At 65.3% G+C, this 18,228-nt stretch carries 19 protein-coding genes; 9 read left to right on the forward strand and 10 right to left on the reverse strand.

The window, feature by feature from the left end; translation table 11 throughout:
* The first annotated feature begins 167 nt into the window (after positions 1-167).
* The 6 genes from RTH46_RS16790 (at position 168) to RTH46_RS16815 (ending at position 6,437) form a co-directional block, all read left to right on the forward strand.
* The gene (locus RTH46_RS16790; protein ID WP_316906150.1) at positions 168-2,468 is read left to right on the forward strand and encodes a fatty acid cis/trans isomerase; all 2,301 of its coding nucleotides are present in this window, start codon (positions 168-170) and stop codon (positions 2,466-2,468) included.
* A gap of 188 nt (positions 2,469-2,656) precedes the next feature.
* The gene (locus tag RTH46_RS16795) at positions 2,657-3,691 is read left to right on the forward strand and encodes an acyltransferase (RefSeq protein ID WP_316906151.1); all 1,035 of its coding nucleotides are present in this window, start codon (positions 2,657-2,659) and stop codon (positions 3,689-3,691) included.
* Positions 3,692-3,748: 57 nt separating this feature from the next.
* The gene (gene nfuA / locus RTH46_RS16800; RefSeq protein ID WP_110996563.1) at positions 3,749-4,333 is read left to right on the forward strand and encodes a Fe-S biogenesis protein NfuA; all 585 of its coding nucleotides are present in this window, start codon (positions 3,749-3,751) and stop codon (positions 4,331-4,333) included.
* Positions 4,334-4,452: 119 nt separating this feature from the next.
* On the forward strand, positions 4,453-5,157 hold the full coding sequence (locus RTH46_RS16805; protein ID WP_316906152.1) for a hypothetical protein: 705 nt from the start codon (positions 4,453-4,455) through the stop codon (positions 5,155-5,157).
* A 188-nt stretch (positions 5,158-5,345) separates the two neighbouring features.
* On the forward strand, positions 5,346-5,954 hold the full coding sequence (locus RTH46_RS16810) for an SCO family protein (protein WP_110996177.1): 609 nt from the start codon (positions 5,346-5,348) through the stop codon (positions 5,952-5,954).
* Positions 5,955-6,437, forward strand: a complete 483-nt coding sequence (locus RTH46_RS16815) for a copper chaperone PCu(A)C (RefSeq protein WP_279847928.1) — start codon at positions 5,955-5,957, stop codon at positions 6,435-6,437.
* A gap of 67 nt (positions 6,438-6,504) precedes the next feature.
* On the opposite strand, the gene RTH46_RS16820 is transcribed toward RTH46_RS16815, so the two are convergent.
* The 8 genes from RTH46_RS16820 to RTH46_RS16855 all read right to left on the reverse strand — a co-directional run bounded on the left by RTH46_RS16820 (position 6,505) and on the right by RTH46_RS16855 (position 12,074).
* Positions 6,505-6,732 carry a hypothetical protein gene (locus RTH46_RS16820; RefSeq protein WP_110996175.1) on the reverse strand — a complete coding sequence of 76 codons (228 nt, stop codon included), beginning with the start codon at positions 6,730-6,732 and terminating at the stop codon, positions 6,505-6,507.
* Between the two features lie 75 nt (positions 6,733-6,807).
* Positions 6,808-7,641 (reverse strand): AraC family transcriptional regulator, encoded by an 834-nt coding sequence (locus RTH46_RS16825; RefSeq protein WP_316906153.1) that lies wholly within the window; start codon positions 7,639-7,641, stop codon positions 6,808-6,810.
* On the reverse strand, positions 7,638-7,952 hold the full coding sequence (locus RTH46_RS16830) for an AzlD domain-containing protein (RefSeq protein ID WP_011534512.1): 315 nt from the start codon (positions 7,950-7,952) through the stop codon (positions 7,638-7,640). The genes RTH46_RS16825 and RTH46_RS16830 overlap by 4 nt, the downstream gene beginning before the upstream one ends.
* Complete coding sequence (locus RTH46_RS16835; RefSeq protein WP_125859123.1) at positions 7,949-8,647, reverse strand: AzlC family ABC transporter permease; 699 nt, start codon at positions 8,645-8,647, stop codon at positions 7,949-7,951. Before RTH46_RS16835 ends, RTH46_RS16830 begins: the two co-directional genes overlap by 4 nt.
* Before the next feature lie 83 nt (positions 8,648-8,730).
* Positions 8,731-9,450: a sel1 repeat family protein gene (locus RTH46_RS16840; protein ID WP_316906154.1), complete on the reverse strand. Its 720-nt coding sequence runs from the start codon at positions 9,448-9,450 to the stop codon at positions 8,731-8,733.
* Between the two features lie 92 nt (positions 9,451-9,542).
* Entirely contained in the window at positions 9,543-10,634 is a 1,092-nt protein-coding gene (locus RTH46_RS16845) for a hypothetical protein (RefSeq protein WP_316906155.1), read from the reverse strand.
* 34 nt (positions 10,635-10,668) lie between these two features.
* Positions 10,669-11,295: a LysE family translocator gene (locus tag RTH46_RS16850; protein WP_153787226.1), complete on the reverse strand. Its 627-nt coding sequence runs from the start codon at positions 11,293-11,295 to the stop codon at positions 10,669-10,671.
* Positions 11,296-11,297: 2 nt separating this feature from the next.
* Positions 11,298-12,074: a YqcI/YcgG family protein gene (locus RTH46_RS16855; protein WP_316906156.1), complete on the reverse strand. Its 777-nt coding sequence runs from the start codon at positions 12,072-12,074 to the stop codon at positions 11,298-11,300.
* Between the two features lie 170 nt (positions 12,075-12,244).
* Between RTH46_RS16855 and RTH46_RS16860 the strand changes: the two genes are divergently transcribed.
* Positions 12,245-13,165, forward strand: a complete 921-nt coding sequence (locus tag RTH46_RS16860) for a LysR substrate-binding domain-containing protein (protein WP_316906157.1) — start codon at positions 12,245-12,247, stop codon at positions 13,163-13,165.
* Here the strand turns inward: RTH46_RS16860 and RTH46_RS16865 are convergent.
* A complete protein-coding gene (locus RTH46_RS16865) occupies positions 13,146-14,057 on the reverse strand; it encodes a LysR family transcriptional regulator (protein WP_279847938.1) in 912 nt (303 codons plus the stop codon). The genes RTH46_RS16860 and RTH46_RS16865 overlap by 20 nt on opposite strands.
* A 117-nt stretch (positions 14,058-14,174) precedes the next feature.
* Here RTH46_RS16865 and RTH46_RS16870 point away from each other — a divergent pair, with 117 nt between their 5' ends.
* Both RTH46_RS16870 and RTH46_RS16875 read left to right on the forward strand, forming a co-directional pair.
* Positions 14,175-15,371, forward strand: coding sequence for an MFS transporter (locus tag RTH46_RS16870; RefSeq protein WP_316906158.1), 1,197 nt, complete (start codon positions 14,175-14,177; stop codon positions 15,369-15,371).
* 54 nt (positions 15,372-15,425) lie between these two features.
* Entirely contained in the window at positions 15,426-17,786 is a 2,361-nt protein-coding gene (locus RTH46_RS16875; protein ID WP_316906159.1) for a DNA polymerase II, read from the forward strand.
* A gap of 42 nt (positions 17,787-17,828) precedes the next feature.
* On the opposite strand, the gene RTH46_RS16880 is transcribed toward RTH46_RS16875, so the two are convergent.
* Complete coding sequence (locus RTH46_RS16880) at positions 17,829-18,047, reverse strand: hypothetical protein (RefSeq protein WP_153787220.1); 219 nt, start codon at positions 18,045-18,047, stop codon at positions 17,829-17,831.
* Positions 18,048-18,228 lie beyond the last annotated feature (181 nt).

Below are 18,228 nucleotides of genomic sequence, written 5' to 3' on the forward strand. Positions count from 1 at the left end.
CTGGTCGGGCGAAAATCAGAAGGTGCCGAATAATAACAAAGCTGCATGGATTTTAGGCGCTCTGCCCACTTGCATGAAATTCCCTCATGTTAGTGCGGCGCGTCACCCACACCTCAGGACCCGCCAGGCACATCGTGATGGCTTCAAGTAACCAGGACATTCGGCACATGCTGTTTCGCATTCTCGCCAGCGCCTTCGCACTGCTGATCAGTGGCGCGGCGTTCGCGCAGGCCCCCCAATCCAGCCCGACGGTTTCGTACACCCGGGACATTCAACCGATCTTCACCGACAAGTGCGTGGCCTGCCACGCCTGCAACGATGCCGCCTGCCAGCTCAACCTGGGCAGTGCCGAAGGCGCCGAGCGCGGCGCCTCCAAGGTGCCGGTCTATCAGGGCGAGCGCAGCAAGGCGGTGCCCACCACCCGGCTGTTCTACGACGCCCGTGACGAGGCCGGCTGGCGCAAGCAGGGCTTCTATTCGGTGCTGGACAAGCAGGGCAGCCAGGCAGCGCTGATGGCACGCATGCTCGAGCTGGGCCACAAGACCCCGCTCACGCCCAACGCCAAGTTGCCCGAAGAGATCGTGCTGGGGCTCAACCGCAACAACATGTGCCCCATGCCCCACGAGTTCGACGCCTACGCCGGCGCCCACCCCAAGGAAGGCATGCCGCTGGCGGTGACCGGGCTGACCGACAAGGAGTACCAGACCCTGCAGCGTTGGCTGGCGGCCGGTGCTCCGGTGGAGAAAACCCGGATCCAGCCCAGCGCCGTCGAAGCGCAGCAGATCGCCGACTGGGAAGAACTGCTCAACCGCCCGGGCTCGACCGAAGCGCTGGTCGGCCGCTGGCTGTATGAGCACCTGTTCCTCGCCCACATCTATTTCAAGGGCGGCGAGCAGGGCCACTTCTTCCAGTGGGTGCGCTCGCGCACGCCCAGCGGCCAGCCGGTCGACCTGATCGCCACTCGCCGCCCCAACGACCCGCCCGGCACCGACTTCTACTACCGGCTGATCCCGGTGCAGGGCGTGATCGTGCACAAGACCCACATCACCTACCCGATGGGCCCGCAGAAGCTCAAGCGGGTCAAGCAGCTGTTCTACAGCGGCGACTGGCACGCCGAGGCACTGCCCGGTTACGGCCCGCGCCACCGCGCCAACCCGTTCGAAACCTTCGAGGCGATCCCGGCAGTGGCGCGTTACCAGTTCATGCTGGATAACGCCGAGTATTTCGTGCGGACCTTCATCCGGGGCCCGGTGTGTCGCGGGCAGATCGCCACCGACGTGATTCGTGACAACTTCTGGGCGCTGTTCCAGGAGCCGGCCCACGACCTCTATATCACCGATGCGCGCTACCGTGGCGAGGCCACGCCGTTGCTGGCCATGCCGGGCCAGATCGACGATGTCGGCAGCGTGCTGAGCCTGTGGCACGCCTACCGCGACAAGCGCAACGACTACGAGGCGCTGCGCCGCGAGGCCTATGCTGAGCAGCCCGCGCCGAGCTGGTCGACCCTGTGGGCGGGTAACGACAATGCCCTGCTGAGCATCTTCCGCCACTTCGACAGCGCCTCGGTCACCAAGGGCCTGATCGGCGACGTGCCCTTGACCATGTGGCTGTTCGACTACCCGCTGTTCGAGCGCACCTATTACCAGCTGGCGGTGAATTTCGACGTGTTCGGCAACGTCTCGCACCAGTTGCAGACCCGCCTGTACTTCGACCTGATCCGCAACGGTGCCGAGGTCAACTTCCTGCGCCTGATGCCGGCCAACAAACGCGGCGAGATCCTCGGCAATTGGTACCAGAACAGCGGCAAGGTGAAGATGTGGATGGACTACACCGACATCGACACCGACACCCCCAGCGCTCTCAAGCTCGACAAGCACGACCCCAAGCGCGATTTCGGTCTCAAGTTGCTGCAGCGCACCGGCAGCCTGAATGCCGCGCCCGACCCGATCAACCGTTGTCAGGGGGCCTTCTGCTCGCGGCCGCAGATGAGCGAGGAGTTCCGTGATGTCGAACAGTCGCTCAGCCGTCTGGTCTCGCGCCCGGCCGCCGGCCTGAAGGTGATCGGCCAGTTGCCCGAGGCGACGATGCTGCGTATCGAAGGGCAGGGCGGCCAGCGCCAGGTCTACAGCCTGCTGCGCAACCGCGCCCACAGCAACGTGGCGTTCCTGCTCGGCGAGGCGTACCGCTACCAGCCTGGGCTGGACACCCTCACGCTGTACCCCGGGGTGCTAAGCAGTTACCCCAACTTCATCTTCAATATGTCGGCCAAGGATGTGCCTGAGTTTGTCGAAGACCTGGAGGCCGCCCGTGACGACACGGCGAAGTTCGAGCGAGTGGTCATGCGCTGGGGCGTGCGCCGCAGCCACCCCGAGTTCTGGCGCTACTTCCATGACCTGAGCCGCTACCTCCAGGAGACCGATCCGGTGGAAGAGGGCGTGCTGGACATGAACCGCTACGAGAACCTCTGATCGGTTGGCCGGGACATTCCCGGCATCCTGCGGTCGGACAGGCAGGGTGGTTCCGCATGCATCCATCGCGGGGCAAGTCGCAACGGCGCACCGCCGCTCCCACGCTAGTTACCTGTTGCGTGGGAGCGGGCTTGCCCCGCGATGGATGTTCGCCAGAGCCTCAATGCACCGGCAATCGCAGGTATTTCATGCTGTATTCGCTTCAAGCTCTGCGGGCATTCGCCGCCTGGGTGGTGGTCTGCCACCACTTCCGGCAGATCTTCTTCGACTTCCACGCCAGCGGCCCGATCGGCCAGCTGCTCGCCGAGCGAGGTGCGGTGGGGGTGGACATCTTCTTCGTGATCAGCGGGCTGGTGATCTACCTGTCCACCCGCGACAAGGACATCGCCCCCGGGCAGTTCCTGCTCAACCGCGCCCTGCGCATCGTCCCGGCCTACTGGTTCTACACCCTGTTGATGGCGGTATTGATGCTGATCGCCAGCCGCTGGATGCCGCACCAGGTATTCGAGTGGCAGCACCTTTTGTTGTCGCTGCTGTTCATCCCGGCCGAGAACCCCGGTGGCTATGGCCTGTACCCCACGCTTAACGTCGGCTGGACGCTGAATTTCGAGATGTTCTTCTACCTGCTGTTCGGCCTGGCCTTCCTGGTGCGCCAGCGCCATCACCTGTTGCTGGTGACGGCGGCGCTATTGCTGGTCAGCGAAGTGCTCGGCCGCCTGGGTGTGCTCAGCCGCTTCTACAGCAACGACATCGTCTACGAATTCCTGCTGGGTATCGGCCTGGGGGTGCTGTACCGACGCGGGCTGATCCGCGAGGGGCTATGGCTGCCATTGGGGCTGCTGGCGCTGGCGGGCTTCGCGCTCTATCACCTGGATGCCTCGCAGCGTCTGCTGCACTGGGGCCTGCCCAGCGCGCTTGTGGTGCTGGCATTCATTGCGCTGGAGCCGTACTTCAAAGGCAACCGGCTGCTCAAGATGCTGGGCGACTGCTCCTACTCGGTGTACCTGATCCATGTGCTGGTGCTTTACGCCGGCTTGTTCGCCAGCCAACGGCTGCGCCTGAACCCGTACCTGGTATTCGCCCTGTGCGTGCCGTCAATCGGACTAATGTCTTGGTTCAGCTATCACTGGCTGGAACGTGGCCTGTACGGGCGGCTCAAGGCCTGGCTGGCGGCTCCGGTGGCCGCGGAACCCGCGCTGGCGCTATCCCGAGTCAAATACTAGGACTTTGTTCGGGGCACGGGTTGGCGTACACTGCCGGCAAGTCTGTGAGGAACTTCCATGAGCGCTATAACTATTACCGACGCCGCCCATGATTACCTGGCCGATCTGCTCTCCAAGCAGAACACGCCGGGGATCGGCATCCGTATTTTCATCACCCAGCCGGGCACCCAGTACGCCGAGACCTGCATCGCCTACTGCAAGCCAGGCGAAGAAAAACCCGACGACGAGCCGGTGGGCCTGAAGAGCTTCACCGCTTATCTGGACGCCGTCAGCGTGCCGTTTCTCGAAGACGCGCTGGTCGACTACGCCACCGACCGCATGGGCGGCCAGCTGACCATCAAGGCCCCTAACGCCAAGGTGCCGATGGTCAACGAAGACAGCCCGATCAACGAGCGCATCAACTACTACCTGCAGACCGAGATCAACCCGGGCCTGGCCAGCCACGGCGGCGCCGTGAGCCTGGTCGACGTGGTCGATGACGGCATTGCCGTGCTGCAGTTCGGCGGTGGTTGCCAGGGTTGTGGCCAGGCCGACGTGACGCTCAAGGAAGGCATCGAGCGCACCCTGCTCGAGCGCATTCCGGAGCTCAAGGGTGTGCGTGACGTGACTGACCACAGTCAGAAAGAAAACGCCTACTACTAAGGTGTTTCTTCCTATCGCGGGGCAAGCCCGCTCCCACGCACATAGACCTGCGTGGGAGCGGGCTTGCCCCGCGATTGCGTTTGCCCCGCCAGCCCAACGACTGAACAAGGACGCTCGGTATGCACCGCACCCTGCCCGCACTCATCGCCCTGATGCTCTCGACCCAAGCCTTGGGCGCCTACCAGCCCCCTGCTGGCAGTGAGGCCGACTATCGCCAGGCCGTCGCCAGTCTCGACGTGGTCGAGCCACAGCTGATGGTGATGGTCCAGAAGCTCGCCCAAGGCACCCCCGCCCAGGATCTTGAGCCACGCCTTGGCCAACTGCGTGGCCAATGGACGCCGGCGCTGCAACAGCTCCAGCGCGCAGCCGATGCAGGCCATGCCGTGGCCCAGTATCGAATGGCGCTTTACCTGTTCGCCTATCAGGCAGATGCCATCGAGCTCAACGACCCCAACCAGTGCGCACTGCTGACCAAGAGCCTGGAGCAAGGCTTCGCGCCAGCTGCTGGGCGCATGGTCAACCTATGTATTGGTTATGTCGACGGACCGGCCTATGCGCCAGCATTGAACAAGGCGCTTTCCGACTTTTCCCAGTTCACGGCCTATTACCCGCAGCCAACGGTGACGCTGGAGTGTGCCAAGCCGAACCCACAAGACATCCAGTTGCAATGGGGCGATGCGACGGCCTACCAGGCCGAGCTCTACCGTCTGCTCGGCTTTGCCAGTGATCGACACAGCCCGCTGCGCCGCGAGTTCTGGCAGAAGGCAATCGATATCAATGGTTGCCCCGCGGTCGCCAGGCGTATGGACAGGTTGCAGAACTGAAGTCGCAGCTAGCAATAAACTGTTACCAATTCAACCCCTGCGACAACAGGCCGCATCCCGGAAATCAAGGGCTTGCGGCCGATCAGGCCTAGGTCGGGTGGATGGCCAGGGGGTGGCATGACAGAATGCCCCGGTTTTCTGGCCGACCCACCCCAAGGGCCGGCACCTTCCCTGTAAAGGATGGTTCCATGACTGATCTGTTGACCCGGCGCGCGGTAGTCGCCGGGATGGGCGTACTGGGGCTTGGCCTGTTGGCGGGTTGCAACCCGGCCCGCGGCCTGGACTTCAAGTACGGCAAGAACATGAGCAACGAGATCCTCGGGCGCAAATTCAAGCTCAAGGACACTCAGGGTAACGAACGTTCCCTGTCGAGCTTCTACGGCAGCATGCCGATGATCTTCTTCGGCTTCACCCAGTGCCCGGCAGTCTGCCCGACCGCGCTGGCGCGTGTGGCGCAGATCCGCAAGATGCTCCGGGGCCGTGACCTCGAGCTGTTCCAGCCGGTGCTCATCACCTTGGATCCGGAACGCGACACCCCCGAAGTGCTCGATGCCTACGTCAAGGCGTTCGACCCGTCGATCATCGCCCTCACCGGCACCCCCGAGGAAATCGCCGAAGTGGCCCGGGAGTTCAAGGTGTTCTACGAAAAAGTCCCGGTCGGCGACACCTATACCATCTCTCACTCGTCCACCAGCTACGTCTACGATACCCGTGGCACCCTGCGCCTGAGCCTCGGCCATTCCCTCAACGCCAAGGAATGCACCGAAGACCTGCTCACCCTGATGGAGATCTGCTGAATGTCGATGCAACCGATCAAACGCACCCTGGCTGCCCTGGCGCTGTTCGGCCTGGCCCTGCCGGCCTTCGCCCAGACCACCGTGAGTGACGCCTGGGTACGCGCCAGCGTGCCGCACCAGCAATCCACCGGTGCCTTCATGACCCTCACCGCCAGCAGCGACAGCAAACTGCTGAGCGTGGCATCACCGGTAGCCAAGACCGTGCAGGTGCACGAAATGACCATGAACGGCGACGTGATGGGCATGCGTGAGGTCAAGGCGGTCGAACTGCCGGCCGGCAAGCCGGTCACTCTCGACCCGAATGGCTTGCACGTGATGCTGATGGGCCTGAACCAGCAGGTGAAGGACGGTGAGCAGGTGCCACTGACCCTGACCATCGAAGATGCCAAGGGTGCCAAGGAAACCCTGCAGGTGCAGGCAACAGTGCGTCCGCTCACTGCCGAGGCGGGCGGCGGGCATGATCATATGCACATGCAGCACTGATCGAGTAGGGGCCGCTTATGCGGCCCTCACTTTTTCAGCCGGGTGCACAGGCTCAAGCCGTGTGCTTTCAGCTGCGAAAGCGCGGCAGCGGGCGTTCGATGCTCAGTGACGTCAGCGTCTTGCGCACCTGCGCTTCGTCGGCTTCCAGCGCCTTGAGGCTTGCGCGGATCTTGCCGGCGGCAGGCACGTCGCCCTGGCGATCGATCCAGTCGGCGATTTCCTTGCAGGCGCTGCTCAAGTTGGCCTGGCGCTGGGTCATCAGCGACAGCAGGTTGGTGATTTCACGTTCGGACATGGCGAGATCCTCCGTTCAGCCCCTTGAGTGTAGCAGTGGCCTGCCAGGCTGCCTGGGGTGGATTGCCGCACGCCGTCAGGGGTTCAGGCAGGCCTGGCGGTAAGCGCCTGGGGTGACGCCATAGGCCTGTTTGAACTGTCGGCTGAGGTGGCTCTGGTCGGCAAAACCCAGGTTGAAGGCGACTTCCAGGGCCGGCAGGCCGCTGCGCAGCAACTCCCGGGCACGGGCCAGGCGGCGTTGCTTGAGCCAGGCATGGGGTGGCAGGCCGGTGGCCTGGCGGAACACCCGGGCGAAGTGGAAGGGCGAGAGATTCACCGCCGCCGCCAAGGTTTCCAGCGACGGTGGGTCGGCCAACTGGCTTTCCAGCAACTCGCGGGCGCGGGCTACTGCCAGTGGTTCATGACCGGGGGCGGTGGGCTCAGCGCAGTGGCCGTGGCGCTGCACCAGCGCCAATACCGCCTGGCGCCAGGCGGTCTGTTGTTCGAGGGCACTGGCACCGGCCTCCGAACGCTGGTTCAGCTGGCTGAAGGCCGCGGCCAGTGCCGGGTCCTGGATGACGCTGGCCTTGAACAGGGGCATGCCGTGGCGGCCCAGTTCCAGCTCGTCGAGCACCCCGGTGACCCGTGCGCATTCGGGGTAGAACCCACGGTAGCGCCAACCGGCCTCGTGGGCGGTGGCACCGGTGTGCAGCTCGTCGGGGTTGATCAACACCATGCTGCCCACCGGCGCCAGGTGCTCGCTGCCACGGTGCCAGAAGCGCTGGGCGCCGGACTCGATCACCGTGAACACGTAGCCTTCGTGCACATGCGGGGCGAAGCGCTGCTGGAAGTAACGGGCGTGCAGCATCTCGACGTCGCCCAGCGCCGGTGCTTGCCACAGGTGAGTCTGTTCGCGTTGGGGCGTGGTCATGCCAGCCAGCTGCGCAGCAGGAAGAAGATCAACATGCTTGCCAGCATGCTCAGCAATACGCTGCGGGTCAACAGCACCAGGGTGATGGCCACCAGCGAGCCGAGCAGGTAGGGGTTGAGCGGGCTCAGATCGAGCTGGTGGCCAGGCAGGAAGATGATCGGCCCGCAGATTGCCGTGAGCATGCCGGGCACGGCAAAACCGAGGAACTGCCGGGCGTTGGAGCTCAACCGCAAGGGCAGGCGCGGCTCCAGGAAGGCATAGCGGTTGAGGAACACCACCGCTCCCATGGCGAAGATCAGCAGCCAGATCATGGGCGGCCTCCGGAGAATTTCTGACAGATAAAGCCCGCAGCCATGCCCAGCAGGCCGGCCGCCACCAGCGCGGTTTCCCAGTGCCAGAAGCTGAACAGCACCGAGCAGAACAGTGACACCGCCACGCACACCACGGTGGGCAGGTTGCGCACCAGCGGCGCGATCAGCGCGACGAAGGTGGCGACGATGGAGAAATCCAGGCCCAGCTGATCCAGGTGCGGGATGTTCTGGCCGAGGATGATGCCGGCCAGGGTGAACAGGTTCCACGCCACGTAGAAGGTCAGTCCTACTCCCAGGGCGTACCAGCGGTTGAACTGCTGCTGGTCGTGGTGGCTGGTCAGGGCGAAGAACTCATCGGTGAGTAAAAAACCCAACCCCAGCCGCCAGCGCGTCGGCAACCCCGACAGCACGGGCCGCATCGACAGTCCGTAAAGCAGGTGTTGCGAGGTCAGCAGCAGCGTGGTGAGCAGGATCGAGAACAGGTTGGCGCCGCCCTTGAGCATGCCGATCGCCACCAACTGCGCGGCACCGGCGAAGACAATGGCCGATAAGCCCTGGCCTTGCCAGGCACTGAGGTTGGCTTCGATGGCCATGGAGCCGGCGAGCAGCCCCCAGGGGGCGACGGCCAGTGACAGCGGCAGGATGGCGATGGCGCCATGGACGAATGCCTGGCGGGCCAGGGTAGGGTTGGGCATGGGGCACGACAACGAATCGACAGGGTGGGCCAGCATGCCAGAGGTGCCGCCCGCTGGCTTGAACGTTCTTGCTGGTTTGCGGCTCAGCGATTGCTCAAGTGCTGTTGCGCCGTCGCGCAGCCGTTGATTTCCACCGCCTTCTGCAGCAAGGCCTGGCGCCGCACCGGGTCGAGGTCACTGAGCAGGCGCAGGACTTCGGCCTGGTAGTCGCTCTGGCGCCCCCATTGCAGCGCCAGGCCTTGTGGCCGGCTGCGGCTGCAGGCCAGGCGGGTGGCCGGCTGCGGGTAGTAGGGCGCATACAGGGTGGCCATGCGCGGGATCGACTCCAGCGCCTCGCGGTAGGCAGGGCTGCTGTTGTACGGCCGACACCAACGGGCGATGGCCAAGGCAGGCGGGGCAAAGCCTTGCTTGAGGCTGGCTTCCAGCAGTGGACAGGCAGCGTCCGGGATCTGCGCGGTAGGCAGGAAGGTGATGTAGTACAGCGCCAGGCGGTACTGCGCGACCGGGTGATCGAGTGCCACTGATTTCTTCAGTAGCGTCACCGCCGTGGGCAGGGTGCGGGCCATGGCCTGGCCCTGGCGGCTCAGTTCAGGGTCGCTTGCCACGGTACGCATCAGGTTGGCGCTGTCGTCTGTCACGTCCGCCTGTTCCAGTAACGGAAGGGCCTGGCGGTACAGCAGGTCAGCATGCGGGTCGATGCTCACCTCCAACGCCTGGGCAGGGAACGTCGTCAGCAGCAGCGGCAGACAGGCCGCGCGCAGGGCGTTGAGCCCTTGGCGTGGGTAGACGGCTTGAATGGTCATGGCAGGTGTGGGTGTGCCTCAGGCGAATCAGGTGCGACGACAGCGTATTCTAGCCATCCTCGTCCGCTTGCCGGAAGCCCGGGAAACCCCTATCAGCCCTGCCTGACCGGCGGCACTCGGCGTTGTGCGTGTTTTTCCTGGGCCAGGCCCAGCTTGGCGGTGATCACTTTGGCCAGGGCATTGTTGCCTTGATCGTTGAAATGCAGGCGATCGACGAACAGGTCTTCGGCAAAAACCGGTGAGCTGCTGAGCATGCAGTTCATGTCGTAGCAAGGGACTGGCTCGGCCTGGCTTCTGATGCGTCGAAAAAATGCCGAGTGCAGCTGGCGGTCATAGCTGTCACCGAGCAGGCGATCGAAGTTGGTCGGTTGCTTCGCCAGCCCGGCCAGCATCGATTGCTCGCCGGCGGGCAGCGTCTCGCGGCACCAGGGCAGCAGCGGCTGGAGGATGAAGGTCAGGCTGGTATGGTCGTCTGCCAGCAGGCGCTCCCATTGGCGCAAGGAACGGCCGATGCTGTCGGCGGCGCGGGCCAGGCGTTTGTCCGCGGGCGACAACGCATCGAGCGTCGGCCACTGCGGCGCCTGGCGAGGCGCAACGGCATGGCGCAGCTGCTGCCACAATGAGGCGCGCCGCGCCGGCGCGGTGTCCTGCACCCCCTCGTTGAAGCGATTGAGAAATGCCAGGTGGGCCTGTGAGTGCTGCGGGTCATGGGTAGCGGCGAGTATCTCGACCAGCGCCTCCTGGGCGAGGGTATTCAACCCGCTGAGTACCACGACATGGCCGAGCTGGCCAAAGCGGTGCTGATGGGTGAGGAACAGCAGCAGCTCTTGTGTGGCGTTGAGCCCGCATCCGGCCAGGCTCAGCCAGGTCTCGCCGGTCAGCAGCGACAGCTTGGACGCCACCGTATGTTCATCGCAGCTGGCACCGACCCCCAGCGCGGTGGAGCCCCCCACCAGCAGGTTGATGCGCCCTGCGCCTGCGCATTCGGCCACCGAAAAGCGCTTGCCGGCGCGATGGCTGTAGCGCATGCCCTGTGCGTCGGTGTTGATGGTGCTGGAGCGATAGCCCTGTTCGTGCACGTACAGTGTTTGCGGTGCGCGGCGGCTGCCCAGTTGCAGGAAGCGCTGATAGCTGTCCTGCAACGGCTGCGCAGCACCCGCCGAGGGCTTGGCGATCAGGGTCATGGACGCTCCTTGGCGGCGTGCCGCACGGCAGGGCTCAGGCCGCCAGGGCCTTGAGGTTGTAGGCCAGGCCCACGCCGGCGATCAGCAGCAGGGCAACCCCCGAAGCCAGGCTGATCAGGCGGTTGCTGCGCTGCGAGGCGATCTTGCCGATGGCGAAGATGTACAGGCTGAGCACGGCGAAGTCGATGGCGATCCACAGCAGTGACAGCACCACCATGCTCTTGCCGAACGACTCGGTGATCTGGATGAACTGCGGGAAGAACGAGATGAAGAAAATGATGTCCTTGGGGTTGGAAATACCGACCATGAACCCCTGCAGCAGGCCGCCGCGGGTAGCTGCTGGCGCTTCGACTGCGGCTGGCTGTGCCGGGGCCTGCAGGGCTTCGCGCAGGGTGCCCACGGCGATGTAGCCGATGAACAGGCAGCCCAGCAGGCTCATGCCGTTGAGCCAGGTTTTGTCGATGGCTGCACTGGTCATGATGATCCAGGCCGCGACGCCGATCAGCACCAGCGAGGCCCAGTTGGTGCCGATGGCGGTGAACAGGGCCTTGCGCGAGCCGGCAGCGGCGGCGGTGTTGACGATCAACGCCACCACCGGGCCGGGTGTGGCGATCAGCAGCAGGACGGTGAGGGCGTAGGTGGCGGTCAGTGCGGTATTCACGTTCAGTTCTCGATCAAAGGGTCGGGTGTTGCGCAGGTATGGAAGGGGCAGCGGGCCGGGTTCAGCGAGCCGGGTTCCTGCAGTTGGTACTGCTGCCATTCGAAGTTGTCGTGCTGGCCGAAGAAGCCCAGCGAGGCCGGCATCACGCCATCGTTGTAGTGCTGCACCCGCTCGCGAATGCGTGCGCGGATCCGCTGGCCGCTGGCGGTGTTGGCGCTGGCCACCTCGTCGAAACTTTCCCGCGGGTTGATCACCCAGGCAATGTGTCGGCCCAGGTTGCGGCTTTTCATCAGGCGGTGGGCAGGGAAGTTCATGTTGATGAACAGCGGCATGCCGGCGAAGCAGAACGACCACTGGTTGTCGTGCGGGTCCTGTGGCACCTCGTTTGGCCAGGGCAGGGGGTCACGGCCGTTTACCTGGCGCAGTACGTCCCAGGCCAGGGCCTGCTGCTGTTGCAGCGAGGTGTCGGCGGCAGTTTGCAGGAACACCAGCAACGGGTTGCCGATGCGCTGCTTGAGCGGTATGGGCTCGATGGTGGCGATGTAGTCGGCAAGGCCGCGGGCGATGTCGTCGGCCAGTTGCTCTGCACGGGCGAAGAGGATGTGGCAGGTGCGCGCATTCACCGCCTTGCGCCCGAACAGGCAAGGGAAGTCGGGGTTGGCGAGGGTTTCCTTGAAGTGTTCTATGGCCTTGTGTGTCCAGTGGTGTGGGTTCTGAACATGTTCATCGGCCAGCTCCAGCGCATCCAGGCGGTAGCAATTTCCATAACCCGTAAACATGATTTCCCCAGGTAGTCGCAAATTGGCAGTTAAGGTGGTTTTACCGGCATATCCATACGGTTAACCGCTCTATATTTGTTGTTTCCGGCATTTTCCGAAAAGGGTCATAGGTTGTAAAACGCCTGGAACTATGACCAACTATTAGTCTCACTCATGCTTTGGAAAGCCCCATGTCGGAACGGATTCAGGCCCTGCACGCGCTGCGTGCCTTCGAAGTTGCCTCGCGCTATGGCTCCTTCACCCGCGCCGCCCAGGAGCTGGCGCTGACCCAGGGCGCGGTCAGCCATCACATCAAGACCCTTGAAGCCTTGTTCGGCTGCGACCTGTTCGAGCGGCGCGGCCCCAAGCTGCGCCTGACCGAGCATGGCCGGCTGCTGGCCGAGGAGCTCAAGGTCGGCTTCAAGATCATCGAAAACGCCTGTGCCTTGCTGCGCCAGGACCGCTACGGCCTGCGCCTGAAGGCGCCGTCCACGCTGACGGTACGCTGGCTGCTGCGTGCGCTGGACGGCTTCAAGAAGGTCGACAACAGCTGCGCGGTGCAGCTGTCGAGCGTGTGGATGGACATCGACGCCGTGGACTTCTACTCAGAGCCCTACGACTGCGCCATCCTGCTCGGCAACGGGCGTTTCCCGGCAGACGTCGAGAGCCTGAAGCTGTTCGATGAATGGCTGATCCCGGTCTGCCACCCCGACTACCTGCCCGGGCCCGCCCCGGACCTGGCCGTGCTCGAAGGCTGCGAGCTGCTTCACCCCTCACCGGACCGGCGCGACTGGCGGCGCTGGCTGGCGCGGGTGGCTGCGCCGGACATCAGCATCGACCAGGGCCAGGTGTTCGATACCCTCGACCAGGGCATCTCGGCGGCCCAGCAGGGCCTGGGCATTTCGGTGGTCGACCTGGTGCTGGCCAGCGCCGACCTGGCCGCCGGCAACCTGGTCACGCCTTTCCCGCAGGCGGTCGCCACCGGCGACGGTTATTACATGACCTGGCTCAAGTCCAGCCCCAAGGCCCGGCAGATGCACAAGCTGCGCGACTACCTGCTGGCCCGGGTGCCGGCCCTGGCGCACAAGGACATCAGTTACCTGTACGGCTGACCGCGTTGCCGGGGAACACCCGTTCGAGCATGAAGTCGATGAACACCCGCAACCGCGGCGGCACCTGCCGCCCCGACGGCCACAGCAGGTAGAAGCTGCCGCGCCGTTCGATGAAGTCGTCGAGCACGCTCACCAGGCTGCCGCTGGCCAGCGCGGCGCGCACGCTGAAGTCCGGCAGGCAGGTAATGCCGCGGTGGTTGAGGGCAAAGCAGATGCGCGTCTCGACGTGGTTGCAGACCATCGAGATGGGAATTTCGTAGTCCTGCTCGGGGTGTTCGCGGCGCAGCGGCCAGGTTTCCAGCTTGCCACTGCTGGGGAAGCGGTAGTGCAGGCAGCGGTGCCCGGCCAGCTCGCGCGGATGCGCTGGCTGGCCATGCTCGCGCAGGTAGTCGGGGGAGGCCACCAGGCGATGCTGGAAATGGCCGAGGAACTTGGCGTTCAGGCGCGAATCCAGCGGTTGGCCACCGCGCATCACCACGTCGAAACCCTCGCCGATGATGTCGACCATGCGGTCGCTGAAGTCCAGGTCCAGCTCGATGTCCGGGTAGCGCGCCATGAACTCGGCCAGTGCCGGCATCACCAGCCCGGTCACCTGCGGCAGGCTCACCCGCAGCCGACCACGCGGGGCGCCGTTGGCCTGCGACAGCTCCTGCTCGGTAGCTTCAATCTCGGCGAGGATGCGCCGGCTGCGCTCGAGAAACAGCGCGCCCTCGGCGGTCAGGGTGATGCTGCGGGTGCTGCGGTGGAACAAGCGCACGCCCAGGCGGCCTTCCAGGCGCGCCACGCGTTTGCCCACCGCCGAGGCGCTGATGCCCAGCGACTGGCCGGCGGCGACGAAGCTGCGGGTTTCGGCAACCCGGTTGAAAACCACGAAACCGCTGAGGCTGTCCATGTCGTGCTCCGATTGCGGACCTTGATGTCCTGGCTGAGCGGAATTCTACCCATCTTTTTCCGTAGTGCCTCGGCGCCGCAAGATGCCGGCCTTGATCACTGCCCAGGACGACACCCCATGAACTCAACCTTCACCGCCGCAGAGGCGTCCGCCAACGCCACGCGCCTGCCCTTGAGCGGGCTGCTGGCCCTGGCCCTGACTGGCTTCATCGCCATCCTCAGCGAAACCCTGCCCGCCGGCCTGCTCGACCAGGTCGCCAACGGCATGCACATCAGCCAGGCCATGGCCGGGCAGTGGGTCACCGCCTACGCGCTGGGCTCGTTGCTCACCGCCATCCCGCTGGTCACCCTGACCCAAGGCTGGCGGCGGCGCCGGGCGCTGCTGCTGGCCGTCGTCGGTTTCATCCTGTTCAACGGCCTGACCGCACTGTCCAGCGACAATCAACTGACCTTGCTGCTGCGCTTTCTCACCGGCGCCGCCGCCGGCCTGGCCTGGGGCCTGATCGCCGGGCATGCGCGGCGCATGGTGGCACCGGCGCAACAAGGCAAGGCGATGGCGCTGGCCATGCTCGGCCAGCCCATCGCATTGTCGCTGGGCCTGCCCATCGGCACCTGGCTGGGCGCCTGGTTGGGGTGGCGCGCCGCCTTCGTGGTGGTTACCCTGGCGGCCGTGCTGCTGGTGGCCTGGGTGCTGCGCGCAGTGCCCGACTTCCCCGGCCAGGCCGCCGGCAAGCGGCCTGCCGCGCTGGGCGTGCTGCGTACCCCAGGGGTGGCGCGGGTGCTGCTGGTGATCCTGGCGTGGATCCTCGGCCACAACATCCTCTACACCTACATCGTGCCGCTGCTGGCGGCGGCCGGCATGGGCGCCGATGTCGGCCAGGTGCTGATGACCTTCGGCCTGGCTTCGCTGGCGGGCATCGCCCTGGTCGGGCTTGGCGTCGACCGCCATCTGCGCGGCCTGGTGCTGCTGTGCCTGGCCGGTTTCGCCGTGGCCACCCTGGCCCTGGGGCACACCCAGGGTTCGGCCTGGTTGGTGCATGCCAGCGTGGCACTCTGGGGGATGACCTACGGCGGCGCCCCGACCCTGCTGCAGACCGCCTGCGCCGATGCGGCGGGCGAGGGGGGCGATGTGGCGCAGTCGATGCTGGTGACGGTGTGGAACAGCGCGATCGCCCTGGGCGGGATCATTGGCGGGCTGCTGTTGACCGGGGCCGGGGTCGGCTCGTTCGGTGGCGTGGTGCTGGCGCTCACCGGGCTGGCCTGGCTGCTGGTGTTTGCCGGGCGCCGCGCCGGATTCGTCGCAGGCGCACGCTGATCGGCCCCTGCAGGGTGTAGAATCGCCCTCCAGCAACCCAGCAAGGACCACGCAGTGCAGCGTCAACAGGGCTTTGTCCTCACCCGCCATTGGCACGACACGCCCGAAGGCACCTGTGTCGAGTTCTGGCTGGCCACCGACCAGGGCCCACGCCACCTGCGCCTGGCGCCGCAACCGTCGGTGGCGTTCATCCCCGTCGCCCAGGCCGAGCATGCCAAGGTGCTGCTGGCCGGTGAGCAAGGGGTCGAGCTCAAACCGCTGCAACTGCGCGACTTCGACCAGCGCCCGGTGCTGGGCCTGTACTGCCGCCAGCACCGTCAGCTGATCGCCCTCGACAAGCGCCTGCGCGCTGCCGGCATCGAGGTGTTCGAAGCCGATATCCGTCCGCCCGAGCGCTACCTGATGGAGCGTTTCATCACCGCCCCGGTGCGTTTCGATGGCCGGCCCGATGCCAACGGCACGCTGATCGACGCCCAGCTCAAGCCCGACCCCGACTATCGCCCGCCGCTGCGTCTGGTGTCCCTCGACATCGAGACCAGCGAGCGCGGCGAGCTGTACAGCATCGGCCTGGAAGGCTGCGGCCAGCGCACGGTGTACATGCTCGGCCCGGCCAATGGTGATGCCAGCCAGGTGGATTTCGACCTGCACTACTGTGACGACCGTGCCGGCCTGATCCACTGCCTCAACCAGTGGCTGGCGCGCCACGACCCCGATGCGATCATCGGCTGGAACCTGGTGCAGTTCGACCTGCGCCTGCTGCATGAACACGCCAAGCGGCTGAACGTGCCGCTGTGCCTGGGCCGTGACGGCGCGCCGCTGCACCTGCGCGAGCATGGCAGCCGCAGCCACTTCTTCGCCGAAGCCCCCGGGCGGCTGCTGATCGATGGCATCGAGGCGCTGCGTTCAGCCACCTGGAGTTTCCCCTCGTTCAGCCTGGAGAGCGTTGCCCAGCAGTTGCTCGGCGAGGGCAAGGCCATCAGCACCCCCTACCAGCGCATGGACGAGATCAACCGCCAGTTCGCCGAGGACAAGCCGGCGCTGGCCCGCTACAACCTCAAGGACTGTGAGCTGGTCACGCGGATCTTCGCCCACACCCGGCTGCTCGACTTCCTGCTCGAGCGCGCCAGCGTCACCGGCCTGCCGGTGGACCGCAGCGGCGGCTCGGTGGCGGCGTTCTGTCATTTGTACATCCCGCCCATGCACCGCCTGGGTTTCGTTGCGCCCAACCTGGGCAGCCGCCCCGACGAAGCCAGCCCTGGCGGCTTCGTCATGGATTCGCGCCCGGGGCTGTACGACTCGGTGCTGGTGCTCGACTACAAGAGCCTGTACCCGTCGATCATCCGCACCTTCCTGATCGACCCGGTCGGCCTGGTCGAGGGCCTGCGCCAGCCGGACGACGCGCACTCGGTCGAGGGTTTTCGGGGCGGGCGCTTCTCGCGCAGCGAGCACTGCCTGCCGGCCATCGTCGAGCGCGTGTGGCAAGGGCGCGAGGCCGCCAAGCGCGACGGCAATGCGCCGTTGTCCCAGGCGCTGAAAATCATCATGAACGCCTTCTATGGCGTGCTCGGTTCCAGTGGTTGCCGTTTCTTCGACCCGCGCCTGGCCTCGTCGATTACCATGCGCGGCCACCAGATCATGCGCCAGACCCGGGCACTGGTGGAGGCGCGTGGCTACGACGTGATCTACGGCGACACCGATTCCACCTTCGTCTGGCTCAAGGGCGCCCATGACGAGGAGGCCGCGGCGCGCATCGGCCGCGCGCTGGTGGCCGAGGTCAATCAATGGTGGCGCCGGCACCTGGGCGAAACCATGGGGCTGGACAGTGCCCTGGAACTCCAGTTCGAAACCCATTACCGGCGCTTCCTGATGCCCACCATCCGCGGCACCGAAGAGGGCAGCAAGAAGCGCTACGCCGGCCTGGTGCAGCGCCAGGATGGCAGCGAGGACGTGGTCTACAAGGGCCTGGAGTCGGTGCGCACCGACTGGTCGCCCCTGGCCCGGCAGTTCCAGCAAACGCTCTACGGCCGGGTGTTCCGTGGCCAGCCGTATCGCGACTATGTGCGTGAAACCGTGCAGCGCCTGCTGGCGGGCGAGGATGACGAGCTGCTGGTGTACCGCAAGCGCCTGCGCAGGCCACTGGCCGACTACCAGCGCAACGTGCCGCCCCATGTGCGCGCCGCGCGCCTGGCCGATGAATACAACGCCCGGCTGGGGCGGCCCAAGCAGTACCAGAACGGCGGCTGGATCAGCTACCTGATCACCACCTCAGGTCCCGAACCGCTGGAGAACCGCCAATCCCCCATTGACCATCAGCACTACCTGAGCCGTCAGTTGCAGCCGGTGGCCGATGCCATCCTGCCGTTCGTGGGCGATGACTTCGCGGCGCTGACCGGCCAGCAACTGCCGCTGTTCTAGCGTCGGGGAGGGCGACGCCATCGCGGCGTAGCCCTGGATGGCTCAGCCCTTGCTGGCGTTGAGCTTGCGCAGTTCTTCGTAGGTGGCCGACTGGACGAACCAGAAGCCCGAGACGATGCACCACATCAGGCTGCCGCCGACGAAAATACCCAGCCCTTGCAGGAACCCAACGCTGAACAGGGTGATCAGAGCAACCAGCCAGATCAAGGCCAGTGAAACGTACAGGACGATGTTGTTGACGCTGATGACGAAATCTTTCACGGGCGTATTCCTTACTGAATGTGAACAAGCAATGCCTCTCCCGAGGCGCGCGCATGCTATCACAATGCCTCCAGCCATTGGCCCGCGGGCGGTTGGACTATGCTCAGGGTGTCGCACCCCGTTACCGCTCAGACATCGCAAGTTACTTTTGCCCGCGTTGTCCGCCGGGTTCGGTGGTTTA

Source organism: Pseudomonas sp. zfem004, from assembly GCF_032621715.1.
GTDB lineage: Bacteria > Pseudomonadota > Gammaproteobacteria > Pseudomonadales > Pseudomonadaceae > Aquipseudomonas > Aquipseudomonas sichuanensis.